The 17459-nt window shown below is 71.6% G+C and carries 14 protein-coding genes; 8 read left to right on the top strand and 6 right to left on the bottom strand.

Going from position 1 to position 17459, the window contains the following annotated elements; all coding sequences use genetic code 11:
- Positions 1-167: 167 nt before the first annotated feature.
- Positions 168-704, top strand: a complete 537-nt coding sequence (locus C2L59_RS14600; protein WP_103350041.1) for a fibronectin type III domain-containing protein — start codon at positions 168-170, stop codon at positions 702-704.
- A 3-nt stretch (positions 705-707) separates the two neighbouring features.
- On the opposite strand, the gene uvrA is transcribed toward C2L59_RS14600, so the two are convergent.
- Both uvrA and C2L59_RS14590 read right to left on the bottom strand, forming a co-directional pair.
- Positions 708-3569 (bottom strand): excinuclease ABC subunit UvrA, encoded by a 2862-nt coding sequence (gene uvrA, locus C2L59_RS14595; RefSeq protein ID WP_103350040.1) that lies wholly within the window; start codon positions 3567-3569, stop codon positions 708-710.
- Between the two features lie 89 nt (positions 3570-3658).
- A complete protein-coding gene (locus tag C2L59_RS14590) occupies positions 3659-4864 on the bottom strand; it encodes an acyltransferase (protein ID WP_103350039.1) in 1206 nt (401 codons plus the stop codon).
- Positions 4865-4974: 110 nt separating this feature from the next.
- On the opposite strand from C2L59_RS14590, the gene C2L59_RS14585 reads away from it, so the two are divergent.
- Positions 4975-5652: an MBL fold metallo-hydrolase gene (locus C2L59_RS14585; protein WP_103350077.1), complete on the top strand. Its 678-nt coding sequence runs from the start codon at positions 4975-4977 to the stop codon at positions 5650-5652.
- Positions 5653-5886: 234 nt separating this feature from the next.
- On the opposite strand, the gene C2L59_RS47105 is transcribed toward C2L59_RS14585, so the two are convergent.
- The gene (locus tag C2L59_RS47105) at positions 5887-6216 is read right to left on the bottom strand and encodes a hypothetical protein (RefSeq protein WP_146060389.1); all 330 of its coding nucleotides are present in this window, start codon (positions 6214-6216) and stop codon (positions 5887-5889) included.
- A 101-nt stretch (positions 6217-6317) separates the two neighbouring features.
- On the opposite strand from C2L59_RS47105, the gene C2L59_RS14580 reads away from it, so the two are divergent.
- A complete protein-coding gene (locus tag C2L59_RS14580; protein ID WP_103350038.1) occupies positions 6318-8300 on the top strand; it encodes a UvrD-helicase domain-containing protein in 1983 nt (660 codons plus the stop codon).
- Between the two features lie 108 nt (positions 8301-8408).
- A complete protein-coding gene (locus C2L59_RS14575; RefSeq protein WP_103350037.1) occupies positions 8409-8900 on the top strand; it encodes a hypothetical protein in 492 nt (163 codons plus the stop codon).
- A 27-nt stretch (positions 8901-8927) separates the two neighbouring features.
- Here C2L59_RS14575 and C2L59_RS14570 read toward each other — a convergent pair whose 3' ends face one another.
- From C2L59_RS14570 to C2L59_RS14560, 3 genes are all read right to left on the bottom strand, one after another.
- Complete coding sequence (locus C2L59_RS14570) at positions 8928-9710, bottom strand: DUF1684 domain-containing protein (RefSeq protein ID WP_103350036.1); 783 nt, start codon at positions 9708-9710, stop codon at positions 8928-8930.
- 84 nt (positions 9711-9794) lie between these two features.
- Positions 9795-10748, bottom strand: a complete 954-nt coding sequence (locus tag C2L59_RS14565; RefSeq protein WP_233223497.1) for a hypothetical protein — start codon at positions 10746-10748, stop codon at positions 9795-9797.
- 350 nt (positions 10749-11098) lie between these two features.
- Positions 11099-11803: a Crp/Fnr family transcriptional regulator gene (locus tag C2L59_RS14560; protein ID WP_103350035.1), complete on the bottom strand. Its 705-nt coding sequence runs from the start codon at positions 11801-11803 to the stop codon at positions 11099-11101.
- A gap of 74 nt (positions 11804-11877) precedes the next feature.
- On the opposite strand from C2L59_RS14560, the gene rnhA reads away from it, so the two are divergent.
- From rnhA to C2L59_RS14540, 4 genes are all read left to right on the top strand, one after another.
- Complete coding sequence (gene rnhA, locus C2L59_RS14555) at positions 11878-12339, top strand: ribonuclease HI (RefSeq protein ID WP_103350034.1); 462 nt, start codon at positions 11878-11880, stop codon at positions 12337-12339.
- A 265-nt stretch (positions 12340-12604) separates the two neighbouring features.
- Complete coding sequence (locus C2L59_RS14550; RefSeq protein WP_103350033.1) at positions 12605-12985, top strand: YchJ family protein; 381 nt, start codon at positions 12605-12607, stop codon at positions 12983-12985.
- A gap of 32 nt (positions 12986-13017) precedes the next feature.
- Complete coding sequence (locus C2L59_RS14545) at positions 13018-14247, top strand: hypothetical protein (protein ID WP_103350032.1); 1230 nt, start codon at positions 13018-13020, stop codon at positions 14245-14247.
- A 117-nt stretch (positions 14248-14364) separates the two neighbouring features.
- Positions 14365-17436 carry a carbohydrate-binding protein gene (locus C2L59_RS14540; protein WP_199199072.1) on the top strand — a complete coding sequence of 1024 codons (3072 nt, stop codon included), beginning with the start codon at positions 14365-14367 and terminating at the stop codon, positions 17434-17436.
- Positions 17437-17459: the final 23 nt, after the last annotated feature.

The raw sequence follows: 17459 nt of genomic DNA, 5'->3' as shown, positions 1-17459 counted from the left end.
CACGGACGGTCGCCGCAAACGGTTCAGCCGGGTTTCGCGCGATTCGGTGCCGGTTCACGAGCGGATTGGTGTGTCCCGGTGATCGGCACGATCTTGTCGCCGTGCGGGCGGGGTTCCTAAGCTGGTCACGTCCGCACCGCCGCCCCCGCCCGTTCCGGGAGGCCGCCGTGCCCGTGAAACCCCTCGTCGCCGTGGCCCTGCTGGCCGCGGGCTGCTCGACGGCCGCGCCGTCGTTCACGGCGACCCTGACCTCGCCCACGGACGTCGTGCTGAGCTGGCCGGACGACGGCGCGGGCCACCGCGTCGAGTACGCGAACGACCCGGCCGGGCCGTGGACGACGCTGCGGTTCCTGCCCGCGCACACGACGAGCTACCACCACCCGGACCTGATCCCCGAGACGCCGTTCTACTACCGGGAACAGCCGTTCACCGGTCCGGTCTCGACGGACCTGCGCACGGCGGTCGTGGGCGGCACGGTGACGGTCACGTGGGCCGACCGCACGCCGGACGAAGCCGGCTTCCTGCTGGAGATCCGGCGCCCGGGCGCGCCGGACTTCGACCCGGTGGAAGTCACCGAGCCGGACGTGACGACGTGCGCGCTGTCGCTCCTGCCCGGCGAAGAGGGCTCGGCCTTCCGGCTCCGGACGCTCTATTACGGCCCGCTCTCCCCGGTGGTCCACCAGACCACCGGGAAGGAGCGGTAGCCGCTACTCGGCCGTGAGCACCGTCCGCAGGAACTCGCCGGTGTAGCTGCCCTCGACCTCGGCGACGTACTCCGGCGTGCCCTCGGCGACGATCTGACCGCCGCCCGAGCCGCCCTCGGGGCCCATGTCGATGATCCAGTCGGAGGTCTTGATCACGTCGAGGTTGTGCTCGATCACGATCACCGAGTTGCCCTTGTCGACCAGGCCGTTGATGACGCCGATCAGCTTGTTGATGTCCTCGAAGTGCAGGCCGGTGGTCGGCTCGTCGAGGATGTACACCGTCTTGCCGGTCGAGCGCTTCTGCAGCTCGCTGGCCAGCTTGACGCGCTGGGCCTCACCGCCGGACAGCGTCGGCGCGGGCTGGCCGAGCCGGACGTAGCCGAGGCCGACGTCCACCAGCGTCTGCAGGTGGCGGTGGATGGCCTTGATCGGCTCGAAGAACTGCGCGGCCTCCTCGATGGGCATGTCGAGCACGTCCGAGACGGTCTTGCCCTTGTAGTGCACCTCGAGGGTCTCCCGGTTGTACCGGGCGCCCTTGCAGACCTCGCACGGGACGTAGACGTCCGGCAGGAAGTTCATCTCGATCTTGATCGTGCCGTCGCCGGCGCACGCCTCGCAGCGGCCGCCCTTGACGTTGAACGAGAACCGGCCCTGCTGGTAGCCGCGGACCTTCGCCTCGGTGGTCGCGGCGAACAGCTTGCGGACGTGGTCCCAGACACCCGTGTAGGTGGCCGGGTTGGACCGCGGGGTCCGCCCGATCGGCGACTGGTCGACGCGCACCAGCTTGTCGACGTTGTTCAGGCCGTTGACCCGGGTGTGGCGGCCCGGCACCTGGCGGGCGCCGTTGAGCTTGTTCGCCAGCACCGTCGCGAGGATGTCGTTGACCAGCGTGGACTTGCCCGAGCCGGAGACGCCGGTCACCGAGACCAGGCAGCCGAGCGGGAAGGAGACGTCCAGCCCGCGCAGGTTGTGCTCGCGCGCGCCCACGACGGTCAGCTGCCGCTTCTTGTCGATCGGGCGGCGGATGGCCGGCACCTCGATCCGGCGCCGGCCGGACAGGTACTGCCCGGTCAGCGACTCCTTGCTCTTGAGCAGCTTCTTGTACGGTCCACTGTGGACGATGTGGCCGCCGTGCTCGCCCGCGCCCGGGCCGATGTCGACCACCCAGTCGCTGGAGCGGATGGTGTCCTCGTCGTGCTCGACGACGATCAGCGTGTTGCCCAGGTTCCGCAGCCGGGTCAGCGTCTCGATCAGCCGGTGGTTGTCGCGCTGGTGCAGGCCGATCGACGGCTCGTCCAGCACGTACAGCACGCCGACCAGGCCCGAACCGATCTGCGTCGCGAGCCGGATGCGCTGCGCTTCACCACCCGAAAGAGTGGCGGACGCGCGGTCGAGCGACAGGTACGTCAGGCCGACGTCGAGCAGGAAGCGCAGCCGGGCCTGGATCTCCTTGAGCACCGCGCCGGCGATCATCGCCTCGCGCTGCCCCAGCTCCAGCTCGTCGAGGAACTGCGACGCCTCCGCGATGGACAGCCCGCAGACCTCGGCGATGGACATGTCACCGCGGGTCTTGTGCTGCAGCGTCACGGCGAGGATCTCCGGCTTGAGCCGGGTGCCCTGGCAGGCCGGGCACGGCACCTCGCGCATGTAGCCCTCGTACCGCTCGCGCATGTACTCGGACTCGGTCTGCTCCTGGCGCCGCTCGAGGAACGGGATGACGCCCTCGAAGGCCGCGTAGTACGAGCGCTGGCGGCCGTAGCGGTTCTTGTAGCGGACGTGCACCTGCTCGTCGACGCCGTGCAGCACCGCCTTCTGGGCGCGCGCGGGCAGCCGCCGCCACGGCGTGTCCATCCGGAAGCCGATGGTCTCCGACAGCGACTCGAGCAGCCGGATGAAGTAGTCCGCGCTCTGCCCGCCCGACCACGGCGCGATCGCGCCCTCGGCCAGCGACAGCTCGTCGTCCGGGACCACCAGTTCCGGGTCGACCTCCTTGCGGATGCCGATGCCGGTGCACTCCGGGCAGGCGCCGTAGGGCGAGTTGAAGGAGAACGAGCGGGGCTCGAGGTCCTCGATGGCCAGCGGGTGGCCGTTCGGGCAGGCCAGGTTCTCGGAGAAGCCGCGGATCCGGTGCGCGTCGTTCTCCGGCAGGTCGACGAACTCGAGCTCGATCAGCCCGTCGGCCAGCCGCAGCGCCGTCTCGACCGAGTCGGTGAGCCGCTGCCGCGAGGCCGCCTTCACGGTCAGCCGGTCGATGACCACGCCGATCTGGTGCTTTTCCTGCTTCTTCAGCTTCGGCGGGTCGGTGAGCGCGTGCATGGTGCCGTCGACGACCACACGCGCGTAGCCCTGCTGCTGCAGGTTCTCGAACAGGTCGACGTACTCGCCCTTGCGCCCGCGCACCACCGGCGCGAGCACCTGGAACCGGGTGCCCTCCTCCATGGCGAGCACCTGGTCGACGATCTGCTGCGGGGTCTGCTTGCTGATCGCCTCGCCGCACTTGGGGCAGTGCGCCTTGCCGGCGCGGGCGTAGAGCAGCCGCAGGTAGTCGTACACCTCGGTGATCGTGCCCACGGTGGAGCGCGGGTTGCGCGAGGTCGACTTCTGGTCGATCGACACCGCGGGCGAGAGGCCCTCGATGAAGTCGACGTCCGGCTTGTCCATCTGCCCGAGGAACTGCCGGGCGTACGCCGAGAGCGACTCGACGTAGCGGCGCTGCCCTTCGGCGAAGATGGTGTCGAAGGCGAGGCTCGACTTCCCCGACCCGGACAGGCCGGTGAACACGATCAGGCTGTCGCGGGGCAGGTCGAGATCCACGCCGCGGAGGTTGTGCTCGCGGGCACCGCGAACAACGAGGCGATCAGCCACGCCAGGGTCCTCTCAATGTCTTCTTCAGCTGCGGTCGCCGACCCGGTCGGTTGTGCCGGAAACGGCTGCACGGGTGGCCGCGATCCATGCTACGAGCCACCACCGACAAAAACGGGTTCCGCGTCCTTGACCTGCGGTTCTTCGGGCTTCCGCCGTCTGGTGAGCCACCGGTGGGCCGGGCGTTCGACCCCCGCGGTGACCGCCCAGCCGGCCAGCACGGCGGCGCCGATGACCGCGGGGAGCCGCAGCCAGCCGGGGAGGCCGAGGTCGAGCAGGGCGCGGGCCAGGATGTAGCCCAGTTCCTGGTGCACCAGGTAAAGACCATACGAGATGCCCGCGAGCCAGGTGACGGCCGGGGCGATCCGGGCCAGTCCCGGGAACCGCCAGTCGGGGCCCCGGGCGGCCACGCAGACCAGCAGGAGCAGCACGGCGAACCCGATGGTGGACGGCCAGCGCTGCGCGTCCTGCGGCAGGGCGACGTGGAACGGGAAGACCTGCAGGTCCTGCGCGGCGACGGCGGCCACGGCGAAGAGCGCGGCGTGCCAGGTCTTGAGCCGCCGCTGCGACCACAGCCAGACGGCGATGCCGATCGCGAAGACGTGCAGCCGGTGCAGGCCCAGTCCGTAGTAGAAGGTCTCGACGACCGGGCTCGCCGTGCCGGGCGGGAAGACGAGGAAGCGCAGCGCGAGCGGGACCAGGATCAGGCCCCAGAGCAGCGCGACGGTCAGCCGGTGGGTGCGCCACGACCGCGGCCACAGCAGGGCGGCGCCGGTGAAGGCGAGCAGCTGCACCGGCAGCGTCCAGTACGAGCCGTCGAGGTAGTAGAAGGCGTCCCAGCGGATGCCCCACTCCTGCACCATGCCGAGGTTGGTGACGAGGTCCAGCCAGGTCGGGATGTACCACGGCGACGGATCCGCCGGCGGGCCCGGCGGCACGCCGAAGAGGAACCCGGTGACGCCCGGCGGGTACGGCAGGCCGCTGAAGGAGATGGCGGCCCACCGCGTGATGACGTAGGTCACCACGACGGCGGCGAAGTAGGCGGGTACGAGCCGCGCGACGCGGTTCCACAGCCACCGGCCGGGATGGCCCTTGCGCAGGCCGGCGCACACGAAGAAGGCGGAGATCACCAGCAGGATCGCGGCCCCGAACTGGGCGGTCACCCGGACGGGGTACCCCGTGAGTTCCGGGTGCAGCAGCGCGCCCTGGTGGGTGACGTGCCCGAGGATGACCGCGAGAACGGCGACGACCCGGAGGAGGTCCCAGCTGATCCGGCGCGGCGTCGGGGAGGTGGGCACGGTCGTCCTGAGGTCGGGGCTGGCGGGGGTCCCGCTGAGCCTACGTGCCGCGGCGTGCGGGCTCTTGTGCGGGTGGAACCGCTTGGAGCGAAACGACTACCGTGTGCACGGTGAACATCGTGGAGACCTACACCGGGCACGTCGACCCGGGCGGCGACGCCACCCGCCGCACCCTGGACGCGCTGACCATCACCAAGCTGTCCGTCGGCCCGATGGACAACAACGCGTACCTCCTGGTGTGCCGCGCGTCGAACGAGGCCCTGCTGATCGACGCGGCGAACGACCCGGAGCGCATCTCCGACCTGATCGGCCACGGCCCGGACCGGCCGGCGCTGCGCACGGTCGTGACGACCCACCAGCACCAGGACCACTGGCAGGCCCTGGGCGCGGTGGCGGGCGCGAACGGCGCGAACACGGCGGCCCACCCCCTGGACGCGGCGCCCCTGCCGGTACCCCCGGACTTCCTGGTGGAGCACGGCGACACGCTTTCGGTGGGCGAAGTCACGCTGTCGGTGATCCACCTGCGCGGCCACACCCCGGGCTCGATCGCCCTGCTGTACCAGGACCCGGCGGGCCACCCACACCTGTTCACCGGCGATTCCCTGTTCCCGGGCGGCGTGGGGAAGACGGGGTCGCCGGCGGACTTCACATCCCTGCTGGACGACGTGGAGTCGCGGATCTTCGGCGAGCTGCCGGACGAGACGTGGTTCTACCCGGGCCACGGGGATGATTCGACGCTGGGCGCGGAGCGTTCGAAGCTGCCGGAGTGGCGCGAACGCGGCTGGTGATCTTCCCGGACGGGCCGTCCGATGTCACGGACGGCCCGTTCCTCCAGGGAAGTCACCCGGTCTGAGCTTGTGAGCCGCAAGGCGCTCGCGGGACGGTGCCTCCCGCAGGCTCGGGCACCCGATCCGCGCGTCGAAACCGTATTCCCCGGCCGGCCGCGGGCATCGCCAGACGATCCGGAGCTGCTCGTCGATCTCGCGCCACGGTTGCGAAAGCGCTTCGGCAACCGTCTGGCATCAGAGTCCAGCTCCGCGGCGATGGCTCGACCCGAAGATGGTGTTCGACTCGTCTGGCCACGTAGCTGTCACGCGCGTCGACGTTGGTGCGAAGCGGCGGATCACCGGCGACGGGTTCACGAGCCCACTCGGCCGCTGCGAAGCAGGCCAGCCGAGGTCGCTGTGGAGCAGGGTGGCGAATCCCTCACCTGGTCGCTGCCAGAAGATCAGATCCTCGGCGACGAAGTTCACAACCGATTCGTCGTCCAACTTCTGTTCCGGGTTGTGCCTCTCCAGGAGCGTCCGCAGCGCGTTGACCGCCGCACGGCCCGGCCGGCGAGCGTCAGGCACCTTCGGCAACGGTCCCTCCGAATCGTGCGCGGCAGCCGGACGGCGGTTCGCGGCAGGTTGGGTACTGTCGGAGGGTAACCACGTCAGGACGGGGAGGGGCGGTGGCGCTCAGCCGGCACGCCAGGCGGGTGCTCCAGCAGCAGGCTTCGGCGCTGTTGAAGGAGAACATCCCGGACCTCGGCGCCGATCGGCGCCGGGTTCTCACCGCCCTGCTCGTCGAGACCGCGGGCCACTGGCGCCTCTTCGTGCGCGCCGCTCCCCTCGCCGAGCGAGCGGACGCCTTCCTCGTCGGGCCCGAAGGACTCTTCGCCGTCACCATCGCCCCCGAGCCGCCGCAGCCGCCCGGGCTTCACGAGCTCGTGCGGCACGCCGAGGAAAGCTGCGCCGGTATCCGGGACGGCCGTGGGCGGGTGCTCACCGGCAGCGCCGTCCACTTCGTGCTCGTCACCCCCGGTCCGCGGCGGGCCGTCCCGGATGCCGGGCCGTTCCGGGTGCTCGCGGAGACCGAGCTGGCGAAGCTGGTCAAACCCACCGCACCGCACCTCGACCGCCGTCAGGTCGAAGCGATCGGCGAACAGGCCGGGAAGCTCTTCCGGGATTACGTCCCCCTGCGCGTCCAGGCGCCCGGGCCGCGGGAGGCCGGCGACGGGTTCCTGGACGCCGGCAGCCTCGTCGACGCCGAGGTCGCCGCCGCCCAGCTGCGGCCCTTCGACTCGTGGCTGACCTTCCTGCACCCGCACCAGCGGGCGGTCGTCAGCCGCGACTACCGCGGGCCCGCCCGGATCAGCGGGCCGGCCGGGACCGGGAAGACCGTCGTCGCGCTGCACCGGCTGCGGCACGTCGCCCGGCGGACCGGCGGGCCGCTGCTGTTCACCACCTTCGTGCGCACCCTCCCGCCCGTCCACGAGGCCGCCTTCCGCCGGCTGGCCCCGGAATTCGGCGACCGGGCGGAGTTCGTCCACCTCCACGCCTGGGTGCGCCGGTTCCTGGCCGGGCGGGGCCGGCCGGTCGAGGTCGACCCGCGCGGGGTGCGGACCGCCTTCGGCCGCGCCTGGACGCGGCACCGCGCCGTGCTCGAGCCGATCGAGCGGCACGACGAGTACTGGCGGACCGAACTCGACCGCGTCATCAAGGGACGCGGGTTCACCACGCTCGAGCAATACCGCCGGCCGTCGGTGCGGCGCGGGCGCGAAGTCCGGCTGGGGCACGAACAGAAGGCTGCGGTCTGGCAGTTCTACGAGACGTACCAGGAGATGCTCGCCGAGCGCGGGCTGCACGACCACAACGACGTCATCGACCTCGCCCTGGCCGAGCTTCGGCGGCAGCCGCTCGAGACCCGCTACGCCGCGGTGGTCGTCGACGAGGTCCAGGACATCACCCTGACCGGGCTCCGGCTGATCAAGGAGCTGGGCGGCACCGGCCCGAACCAGCTCCTCCTGGTCGGCGACGGCCAGCAGCAGGTCTACCCGGGCGGCTGGCGGCTGTCCGACGCCGGCATCCCGGTCCAGGGCCGCGGCGAGGTGCTGCGGGTCAACTACCGCAACCGCGCCGAAGTACTGGCCTTCGCCCAGCGGTTCGACGCGCGCAACGAGGTCGACGACCTCGACGGCGCGGCCGGGGTCACGCTGCGGAACGTGGAAGCGGGCAACGCCGGCGGCACGACGGCGTCCTGGCGCGGCTCCGAACGCGACCTGCCGGCCGAGCTGACGCGGCGGATCGCCGGACTCCGCGACACGCTCGGGCAGACCGCGCTGATCGTGTTCCAGCGCCAGGACCTCGTGCGCTGCCGCCGGATCCTGCGCGAGGCCGGGATCCCCGTCCTCTCCCTCGACGACTACTCCGGGGCACCCGACGACCACCTCAAGGCCGGCACCGTGCACCGGGCGAAGGGACTCGACTTCCGGGCCGTCCTGGTCGTCGAGTTCACCGGCAAGCCGGGCGATCCGGGCGATCCGGGCGAGCCCGGCGCCGCCGCGGAGGAGGCGTCGGAACTGCGTGACCGGCAACGCCTCGTCGCGGCGACGCGCGCCCGCGACTTCCTCTGGTGGGGTGTCGTCGAGGACACGTTCGGAGCAGCCGGGTAACGCTTGGGGCGTCGAACACCGCCGCGGGGCAACTTACCGGACGAACCGGGCGTCCACTGCAAACCCAGCGCTGGGACTTCCATCGGTTCTCTCCGCCAGGAGGCCCACATGTCCAGAACCCCGCGGCGCGCGCTCGCCGCCGTCATCATGCTGCTCGGCGGGGGCGGGATCCTCGCCGCCGCGGCGCCCGCGCAGGCCGCCGCGCCCGTCATCCCCGCCATGACGAACATCCGGACCGGCGTGAACGCCGGTTTCGACCGGGTCGTGCTCGACCTCGGCGCCGGGCCCGCGCCGGCCGTCGGCTACCAGCTCCCCGACGAGCTCACCGCCGACCCGAGCGGCGAGGTCGTCTGGCTCACCGGTGCGTACTTCGTCAACGTCACCGCGACACCCGCCGCCGCGCACGACGCCAACGGCACACCCACCTACACCGGGCCGCAGAAGTTCCGGACGCGGAACCTGGCCAACGTCATGGCCGTCGCCGTCACCGGGGACTTCGAGGCGCACCTCTCGATCGGCCTCGGCGTGCGGTCGCGGACCGCGGTGAACGTCTTCACGCTCACCGCGCCCAACCGCGTCGTCATCGACGTCGCCCACTGAGAGCACACCGAGCGGCAGGCGGGGGAGTCACCCGCGCTCGTACGGAGTCTTCTCCCCCGCCTCGACCGCGAAGGGCAGGTGGTTGCCGGCCGGCGGCAGCGGGCACGTCGCGAAGTCGGTGAACGCGCACGGCAGGTTCTGCGCGCGGGTGAAGTCCAGCGTCACCGAGCCGTCCGCGGCCGGCGCGCCGACCGGCAGCGAGCGGTTGGCCGCGTACGTCGTCACGCCGCTCGTCTCGTCGGTGAACAGGATGCTGAGCCCGCCGTCCTTGCCGTTGAACGCCGTCAGCGCGTGCGCCTGCCCGTCCCGGGTGAAACGGACGACGCCCGGCGCGGTGTAGACGTGGCTGAGGCCCTCGACCACGGCACCGACCGTGGTCGGGCGCGGTGCCTCGAACGGCTCGAACCGCTCGGACAGCACCCAGGACGGCGCCGGCTCGTACGCCGGGACCCCGTGGAACTCGCGCAGCACCTCGGCCTTCGGGTCGTGGACGCGGATCAGGTACCCCGAGCGGCGGGCCACCTCGATCTCGACGTCACCGGCCAGCACCCGGGTGCCCGCGCCGCTGTTGACCAGCTCGAACCGCCGGACACCGGTGATCGGCTCGCCCTCGTGCACCAGCGACGCGCCGGCCGGGTCGACGTACGCCGCGTCCGCGTCCTGCCACCAGCGGCCGGGGATGCCGGGGTACTCCCGCGGGGCGTCGGTCAGCCAGTCGAGCGAAACCAGCGCCAGCCAGCCGTGCGGTTCGGCCAGGTCCGCCTCGCGCCGGGCCTTCCAGTCCTGCCACTCCTGCGTGAACGTGCTCATCGCGGGCCCCTTTTCCGTCGGCTACGACGGTGCCAACCCGGCGCCCGCGCCGCTATTCCGCGTCCCAGCATCCGGACGGCGGCCTCAGTCCCCGAAGGACCACTGCAGGCCGTAGCTCAGGCCCTGGTGCAGGTCGTGAAACTCGAGACCGACCTCGCCGACCCGGTTGACGGCCAGCGCGTCGCCCGAGTCGACGCCGTCGTCGACCACCCGGCCCGGCACGCCGTTGAGCCGCCACACCCGCGAGGGCGGTGCCGCGCGGTCGAACCGCACCCGCACCGACAGCTCCTCGCAGCGGCGCAGCGGCGTCATGACGTAGTACGGCCGCAGTTCCGCGCGGCGCGGGGTGAACCGGATGCCGTACTCGTGCCGCTGGCCCAGCCGCAACGGGCTCGGCAGCCGCAGGACGAACTGCGCGTGGCTCGCCGAGACCGGGCGCGTCTCGACGACTTCGCCGCCGAACAGCGCGTCCGCGGTGATGCCCGGCACCGCGTCGCTGCCCGGCTCCGCCGGCACGCTGAAGGGCAGGATCAGCTCGTCCAGCTCGTCGGTCTCGGCGACGATCCGGCGTTCCTCCCGCAGGTCTGGCGGGTCGCGGTCGAGCCGGACGATCGCCTTCATCGACTCGACGTACCAGCCGGCCAGCGGGTGCCGGTCGCCGCGCGGTGCGGGCGCGCCGAGCAGTTCGTCGAGCCGGCGGAACGCCAGGTCGATCCGGCGGCGGGCGGTGCGCGGGTCGCGGTCGAGGACGGTGGCGAGCCACGAAATCCGCCGGTCGAGGAACTCGCCGGCGGCCTCCTCGTGCAGGCCGAGGGCCGCCAGCGCGGCCAGCCGCAGGTCCGCCGGCAGGCGTCCGCACAGCTCGGTGAGCCGCAGCACGAGCTTGTGGCGCGCGGCGGCGGGCTGGTCGGCTTCGGTGATCGCGCACGCCGCCCGCAGGCAGGGACCGATCCGCTGGTGCAGGTCGGCCGCGTCGAGCCCGCGGCCGCGGCGCAGTTCGTTCAGCTCCCGCACGAACGGCAAAGTGTGCTCGTCCATCGCTCCCACCCCCTCGTTTCCGGCGCAGAAAAGAGTGCTCACGGTAACAGGCGGAAATTCCGCCGATGCCCGGCCGACCGGCCCCCCACGAGCCGGCCGGCCGGGCTGCACCGCGGGTCAGCGGACCCCGAAGATCAAGGCCCAGATCGAGTGGCTCTCCATCAGACACACCTCCTCATCGCGTCCCGGCCGAGGCGGGAAGCAGTTTCCGCAGGGACGGAATCCGGGCCGTGGACGCGCACCACCCGGTTCTCCCCGGCCTCGCTCGAAAAAGGAAAACCGGCCGGCTGGCATTTCTTTCCGGCCGGTTCCAGGATCGCCGGGCGGCGGGTTTCCTCAGATGCCCGATGTCACCGGTCTTGTGTGCCGTTTGGCGCAGAACGGGCGAAGGCCCGCAGGACGCGGGGCTCGCGGATGAGGAACCGGCGCCGGCCCGTCTCGACGATGCCCCGCTCCCGCAGCACGCGCAGCGCCCGGGCGACGGTACGCCGGGCCGCGCCGATCTGCGCGGCGACGTCCTCCTGCGACAGCGCGTCGATCACCACGCCCTCGGGCACGGTCCGGCCGCGTTCCTCGGCCAGCCGGACCAGCACCACCGCGACCCGGCGGCTGACGTCGAAGGCGGCCGAGTCGACCCGGGCGGATTCGGCGTTGCGGAGCCGGGCCGCGACGGTTTTGATGGTCGCGATGGCGATCGACGGCCGCGCGTGCAGGACGTCGACGAACTCCGCGCCGGTCAGCTGGAAGACGGTGCAGGGTTCGATCGCGCGCACCGACGCCGACCGCGGCCGCCCGGTGACCGCGGCGAGGTCGCCGAGCACCTCGCCGGGGCCGCGCAGCCCGAAGAGCACCTCGCGGCCGTCCTCGACGATCGTGGAGACGCGCACCCAGCCGGCGACCAGCACGTGGACGTGGTCGGACGGGTCACCCTCCATGAGCACGACGTCGTTCGCGCGGAACCGGCGCCGGGTGCCGCGGGCGAGCAGGTACTCGCGATCGGCGTCGGCGAGGTACGCCAGGAGCGCCCCCTCCGCCGTGTCGTCGTGCCCGCTCATGACTCCCCTCCGGAGGTTCACCGTAACCCGGCGTGGCGGCGTTCCGCGAGGGTGACGACCGGTAGGGTCACCGCGTGGACGTGGAGATCTACACCGACGGCGCGTGCAGCGGCAACCCCGGACCGGGCGGCTGGGGCGCGGTCCTGCGCTACGGCCGCCACGAGCGCGAGCTGTACGGCGGCGAAGCAACCCCGACGACGAACAACCGCATGGAGCTGACGGCGCCGATCCGCGCCCTGGAGAGCTTGACCCGGCCGTCGCAGGTGCGCGTGTACACGGACAGCACGTACGTCCGCAACGGAATCACGCAGTGGCTCCCCCGCTGGAAGAGCAACGGCTGGCAGACGGCGGCGCGCGCACCGGTGAAGAACGCGGACCTGTGGCAGCGCCTGGACGCAGCGGTCGGCGAGCACGAGGTCGAGTGGCTCTGGGTGAAGGGCCACGCGGGCCACCCGGAAAACGAGCGAGCCGACCGGCTCGCGGTACGGGGTGCGCAGGAGGCGCGGGAGACGGGGAAACCGGTCAACACCGGTTGATCCACCGATCTTCGGCGCCGGAACCCTTTTCCGCCAAGCGATATCGCTGAGCCGGCCGGTTGTTCGGCTTGCCCGGCCCATGATTCCGCCTCGTTCACCGAACGCGGTCTACTGTTGTTCTCCCGCGGATCGGCGTGCGGGGAAACCGTGCGGAAACACCGGGCCCGGGGCGAATCGACGCTTTCGCCATCGGCGCGGACGGCCGCCTTTACCGCAAATGGCGGGGATGAATGCCGCCGGCCCGGGCCCGTGGCACAATTCCCCGGTGCCCCCCGCTGCCTGCCCGTGCGGCCTCGCCGAGTCCTACGCCGCCTGTTGCGGCCGGTTCCACGACGGCGGGCTCAGTGCTCCCACCGCCGAACTGCTGATGCGCTCGCGGTTCAGCGCCTTCGCCGTGCGGGACACCGGCTACCTCCTCCGGACCTGGCACCCCGGCACGCGGCCCCGCCGGCTCGAGCTCGATCCCGGGCAGGAGTGGACGCGGCTGGAGATCCTCGGCCGCACCGGTGGGGGCCTGCTGCACACCGAGGGCACCGTCGAGTTCCGGGCGCACTACCGCCACCGGGGCCGGGACGGCTTCCTCGAAGAGAACAGCCGCTTCCGGCGTGACGACGGCCACTGGGTCTATCTCGACGCCCGGGCCTGAACCCCGCCGCCGTCGTGCTAAACAGTGCGGCGATGGGAAAACTGACGCGCCGCGCCCGGGCGAAGGCGGACTACCTCGGCTTCATCGGCGCCCGGGAGTGGCCGCTCGCCGCCTCCGGGCTGGGGGTTGTGCTCGGCGTTGTCACCATCCTGCCGAGCGCCGTCGGCGTGGTGCTCTCCGCCGTCGCGCTCGGCCTCGGCGTCGCCACCTTCGCTCGGGACGTCCGGCTGCTGCGCCGCCGGTGGGCCGGGTTCGAGTTCACCACCATCGCCGCGCCCTTCCCGACCGCCGAACTGCCGCCGCCCGCGGCCTACCCGGAGCCGGCCTACCTCGCCGTGCCCGCCCGCGGGACCGCGCTGGTCAGCGCGGACATCGACCGGGACCTGTGGACCGAACGGCACACGATCGAGGTCGCCGAAGAGCCCTACCGGCTGCCGCCCGCGCTCAAGGCCACCGCGCCGCACGTGCTGCCGCTGCGGGCGCGCGGCCGGCTGCTGTTCAACGGCCCGATCGTCGGCATGCGCGGCGACCCGCTGCCCGCCGCCGGCGCGCGGCCCGCGCCGATCCGGCTGCACCGGGCGCGGTTCTTCGACGCCGTCTGTTCGAACGAACTCGCCGCGCTGCGCATCACGCGCGTCGACACCGGCGAGGAGTACGACCTGCGCAAGGCCGAGCTCACCGACACCGCCGGCGCGCTGCGGGAGCTGAGCAGCAGCACGCTGGCCGACCTCGTCGGCGTCTCGACGGTCGCGTTCACCACCGACGGCAAGCTGGTCACCGTCCGGCAGTCGTCGCTCAACTCGGTCAGCGGGCTGCTGCTCGCGCCGTCGGGCAGCGGCTCGCTGGAGCCCCGCGACCTGCGCACGCCCGACGGTCCGCGCCGGCTGCTGCACACCGCGGTCCGCGCCGGGATGGAACGCGAGCTGTGCGAGGAGAGCGGGCTCAAGCCCGCCGACGTCCGGTCGACGAAGGTGGTCGGGTTCGCGCGCTGGATGGAACGCGGCGCCAAGCCCGAGTTCTTCGGGCTGACCGAACTGGCCGTCGACAGCGCCGAGGTCACGCGGCGCCGCCCGGTCAGCGGCGAACGGCTCTACAGCGCCGGGCTGACGCTCTTCGACGTCGACCTCACCGCGATCGGCGCCGCGCTGACCGGCGGCGTCCCGCTGAGCGAAACACTGCCGCCACGGCTTTGGGAGGACGGTTCCCTGCCGCTCCTGCTGGCCCTGCGCGCCGCCGCGGCGTGGCAGACCGCCCGGGTCTGACGAAACGGCCCTGTTCCCGGGGTGACCGGCCCGCTACGATCGTCCGCAATTGTTAGGAAAGTTCCCTAACGATGGTCCGCTGTCCCCCGCCGCCGTGGATGCCTAGGAGGCGCGCTAGTGAGCTATCGGCAGAGAAGAACCCGGACACTACTCGTGGCGGCCTCGCTGGCCGTCGCGGTGAGTGGAGCCACCGTCTCGTCCGCCACCGGGCAGGAACCCGCGGGAGCCGTCGTCGCGGCCGCGGCACCGGCCACCGCGGTCCCCGGCTTCCTGATCCAGACGTCCGCCCAGGTCAGCGACGACTCCGCGGTCTCGAAGCCCGGCTACAACACGTCGGGCTGGTACCCGGTCGGGCCGCGCTCGACCGTCTACGCCGGCCTGCTGGCCAACGGCAAGTACGCCGACCCGTTCTACTCGACGAACATGAAGAACGTGCCGACCGCGGATTTCCAGGTTCCGTGGTGGTACCGGACCGACCTCACCGTCGCCGACACCACCCAGCGCACGTACCTGGACTTCAGCGGTGTGCTGTCGAAGGCCGACGTCTGGGTCAACGGGACGCGCGTCGCCGACAAGACGCAGGTCACCGGCGCCTACACGCGTCACGACCTGGACATCACCGCGCTGGTGAAGGCGGGCACGAACAGCGTCGCGTTCAAGGTCTACCCGAACGACCCGAACAAGGACCTGTCGATGGGCTGGATCGACTGGGCCCAGACCCCGCCGGACCAGAACATGGGCATCGTGCGGGACGTCCTCGTCCGGCGCAGCGGCCCGGTGGCGCTGCGCGGCGGGCACGTCGTCACGAAGCTGACGGGGCTGAGCCACGCCGACCTGACGGTGAAGGCCGACGTCCGCAACGACAGCGCGGCCGCCGTCTCCACGACGGTGTCGGGCACGGTCGCCGGACGTGCGATCAGCCAGACGGTGAGCCTGGCGGCGAAGGAGAAGAAGACCGTCACCTTCGGCGTGGTCGGGATCGACAACCCGCAGGTCTGGTGGCCCGCCGGGATGGGCGGGCAGCCGCTCTACGACCTCGACCTGACCGCGAGCGCCGGCGGGGCGGCGTCGGACACCTCGCACTCCAGCTTCGGCGTGCGCACGGTGACGGCGAACAAGAACTCGAGCGGCGGCCGGGCGTACACGATCAACGGGCGCCCGCTGCTGATCAAGGGCGGCGGCTACTCGCCGGACCTGTTCCTGCGCTGGAACGCCCAGGCCGCGGCGGACAAGCTCGCCTACGTCAAGGACCTCGGGCTCAACACCGTGCGCCTGGAGGGGCACATCGAGCCGGACGAGTTCTTCGACCTCGCCGACCGGATGGGCGTGCTGACCCTGCCCGGCTGGGAGTGTTGCGACAAGTGGGAAGGGCAGGTCAACGGGGACGAGAAGGGTGACCCCTGGACCGCCGCGGACTACCCGGTCGCGAAGGCGTCGATGACCGCGGAGGCCGAGCGGCTGCGCGACCACCCGAGCGTCATCTCGTTCCTGATCGGCAGCGACTTCGCCCCCGACGCGACGATCGAGAAGAACTACCTCGACGCGCTGAACGCCGCGGACTGGCCGACGCCGGTGGTGCCGGCCGCGTCGGCGAAGTCGTCGCCGCAGCTGGGGTCGTCCGGGATGAAGATGAACGGCCCGTACGACTACGTCCCGCCGAACTACTGGTACGACAAGGCGCACAGCGACCTCGGTGGCGCGTGGAGCTTCAACTCCGAGACCAGCGCGGGGCCGGACATCCCGACGATGGACACGCTCAAGCGGATGATGTCCTCGAGCGAGCTCGACACGATGTGGAAGAGCCCGTCGACCGCGCAGTACCACCGGTCGTCGTCCTCGACGTTCGCCGACCTGAAGCTCTTCGGCGACGCGCTGACCGGGCGCTACGGCAAGCCGGCGAGCCTGGACGACTTCGTCCGGAAGGCGCAGCTGGCGCAGTACGAGAACGTCCGCGCCGAGTTCGAGTCGCACTCGCGGAACTTCAGCGACAGCTCGAACCCGGCCACCGGGATCATCTACTGGATGCTCAACAGCGGCTGGACGTCGCTGCACTGGCAGCTGTTCGACGCCTACCTCGACCAGAACGGCTCGTACTTCGGGGCCAAGAAGGCGAACGAGCCGCTGCACATCCAGTACTCGTACGACACGAAGTCCGTCGTGGTCGTGAACCACAACCACGACGCGGCGTCGGGCCTCACCGCTCGCGTGCAGCTGTTCAACCTGGACGGCACGGCGAAGTACGACCAGTCCAAGGCCGTTTCGGTGGGCGGTGACGGCGCCAAGACGACCGCGCTGACCATCGGTTCGGTGAGCGGGCTGTCGACGACGTACCTGGCGAAGCTGGTGCTCACCGATCCGGCGGGCAAGGAGGTCAGCCGGAACGTGTACTGGCTGTCCACCAAGGCCGACACGCTGAACTGGGGCGCGAGCGACTGGTACTACACGCCGCAGTCGGCCTACGCGGACCTGTCCGGGCTCAACTCGCTGGCTTCGGTCACGGTCGGGTCTTCGGCGACCTCGACGGCCAACGCCGACGGCACCACGACGACCAAGGTGACGCTGAAGAACGACTCGTCCGGCAAGGTGCCGGCGTTCTTCGTCGACGCGCACGTGGTCGGCGCGGCGGGCGCGCCGGTGCTGCCGGTGCGGTGGACCGACAACCAGGTCAGCCTCTGGCCGGGCGAGTCGACGACGCTGACGGCGACGTACCGGACCGCGGACCTCAAGGGCGCCAAGCCGTCCGTGCGGGTCGCGGGCTGGAACACGGGGACGAAGACGATCCCCGCGGACGGCTCCACCGGCCCGGGCACCCCCGCCGACTACCAGGCGGAGGACGCGACGATCGCCGGCGGCGTCGCGGAGTCGAACCACACCGGCTACACCGGAAGCGGGTTCGTCAACTACGACAACGCGACCGGCAGCGCGGTGGAGTTCACCGTGAAGGCGGCCGCGGCGGGTCCGGCCGATGTGGTCCTGCGGTTCGCCAACGGCACCACGGCGAACCGGCCGATGGACATCTCGGTCAACGGCACGAAGGTGGCGTCCGGGGTGGCCTTCTGCGGCACGGGCAACTGGGATACGTGGCAGACGGTCACGATCCCGGTCACCCTGCCCGCGGGCACTTCCAAGATCAAGGCGACCGCGACGACCGCCAACGGCGGCCCGAACGTCGACAAGATCACCGTCTAGCCCGAGTCCGTGAATGGCACACC

The sequence above is a fragment of the Amycolatopsis sp. CA-128772 genome (assembly GCF_002904295.1).
Taxonomy (GTDB): domain Bacteria; phylum Actinomycetota; class Actinomycetes; order Mycobacteriales; family Pseudonocardiaceae; genus Amycolatopsis.
Note: the sequence above shows the minus strand (reverse complement) of the source record. Positions and strands in the feature narration are given on the sequence as shown.

Coding starts and splice junctions, on each gene's coding strand:
- C2L59_RS14575 (WP_103350037.1), top strand. CDS start 8,409: ATGTCCAGAACCCCGCGGCGCGCGCTCGCCGCCGTCATCATGCTGCTC.
- C2L59_RS14570 (WP_103350036.1), bottom strand. CDS start 9,710: ATGAGCACGTTCACGCAGGAGTGGCAGGACTGGAAGGCCCGGCGCGAG.
- C2L59_RS14565 (WP_233223497.1), bottom strand. CDS start 10,748: ATGGACGAGCACACTTTGCCGTTCGTGCGGGAGCTGAACGAACTGCGC.
- C2L59_RS14560 (WP_103350035.1), bottom strand. CDS start 11,803: ATGAGCGGGCACGACGACACGGCGGAGGGGGCGCTCCTGGCGTACCTC.
- C2L59_RS14545 (WP_103350032.1), top strand. CDS start 13,018: ATGGGAAAACTGACGCGCCGCGCCCGGGCGAAGGCGGACTACCTCGGC.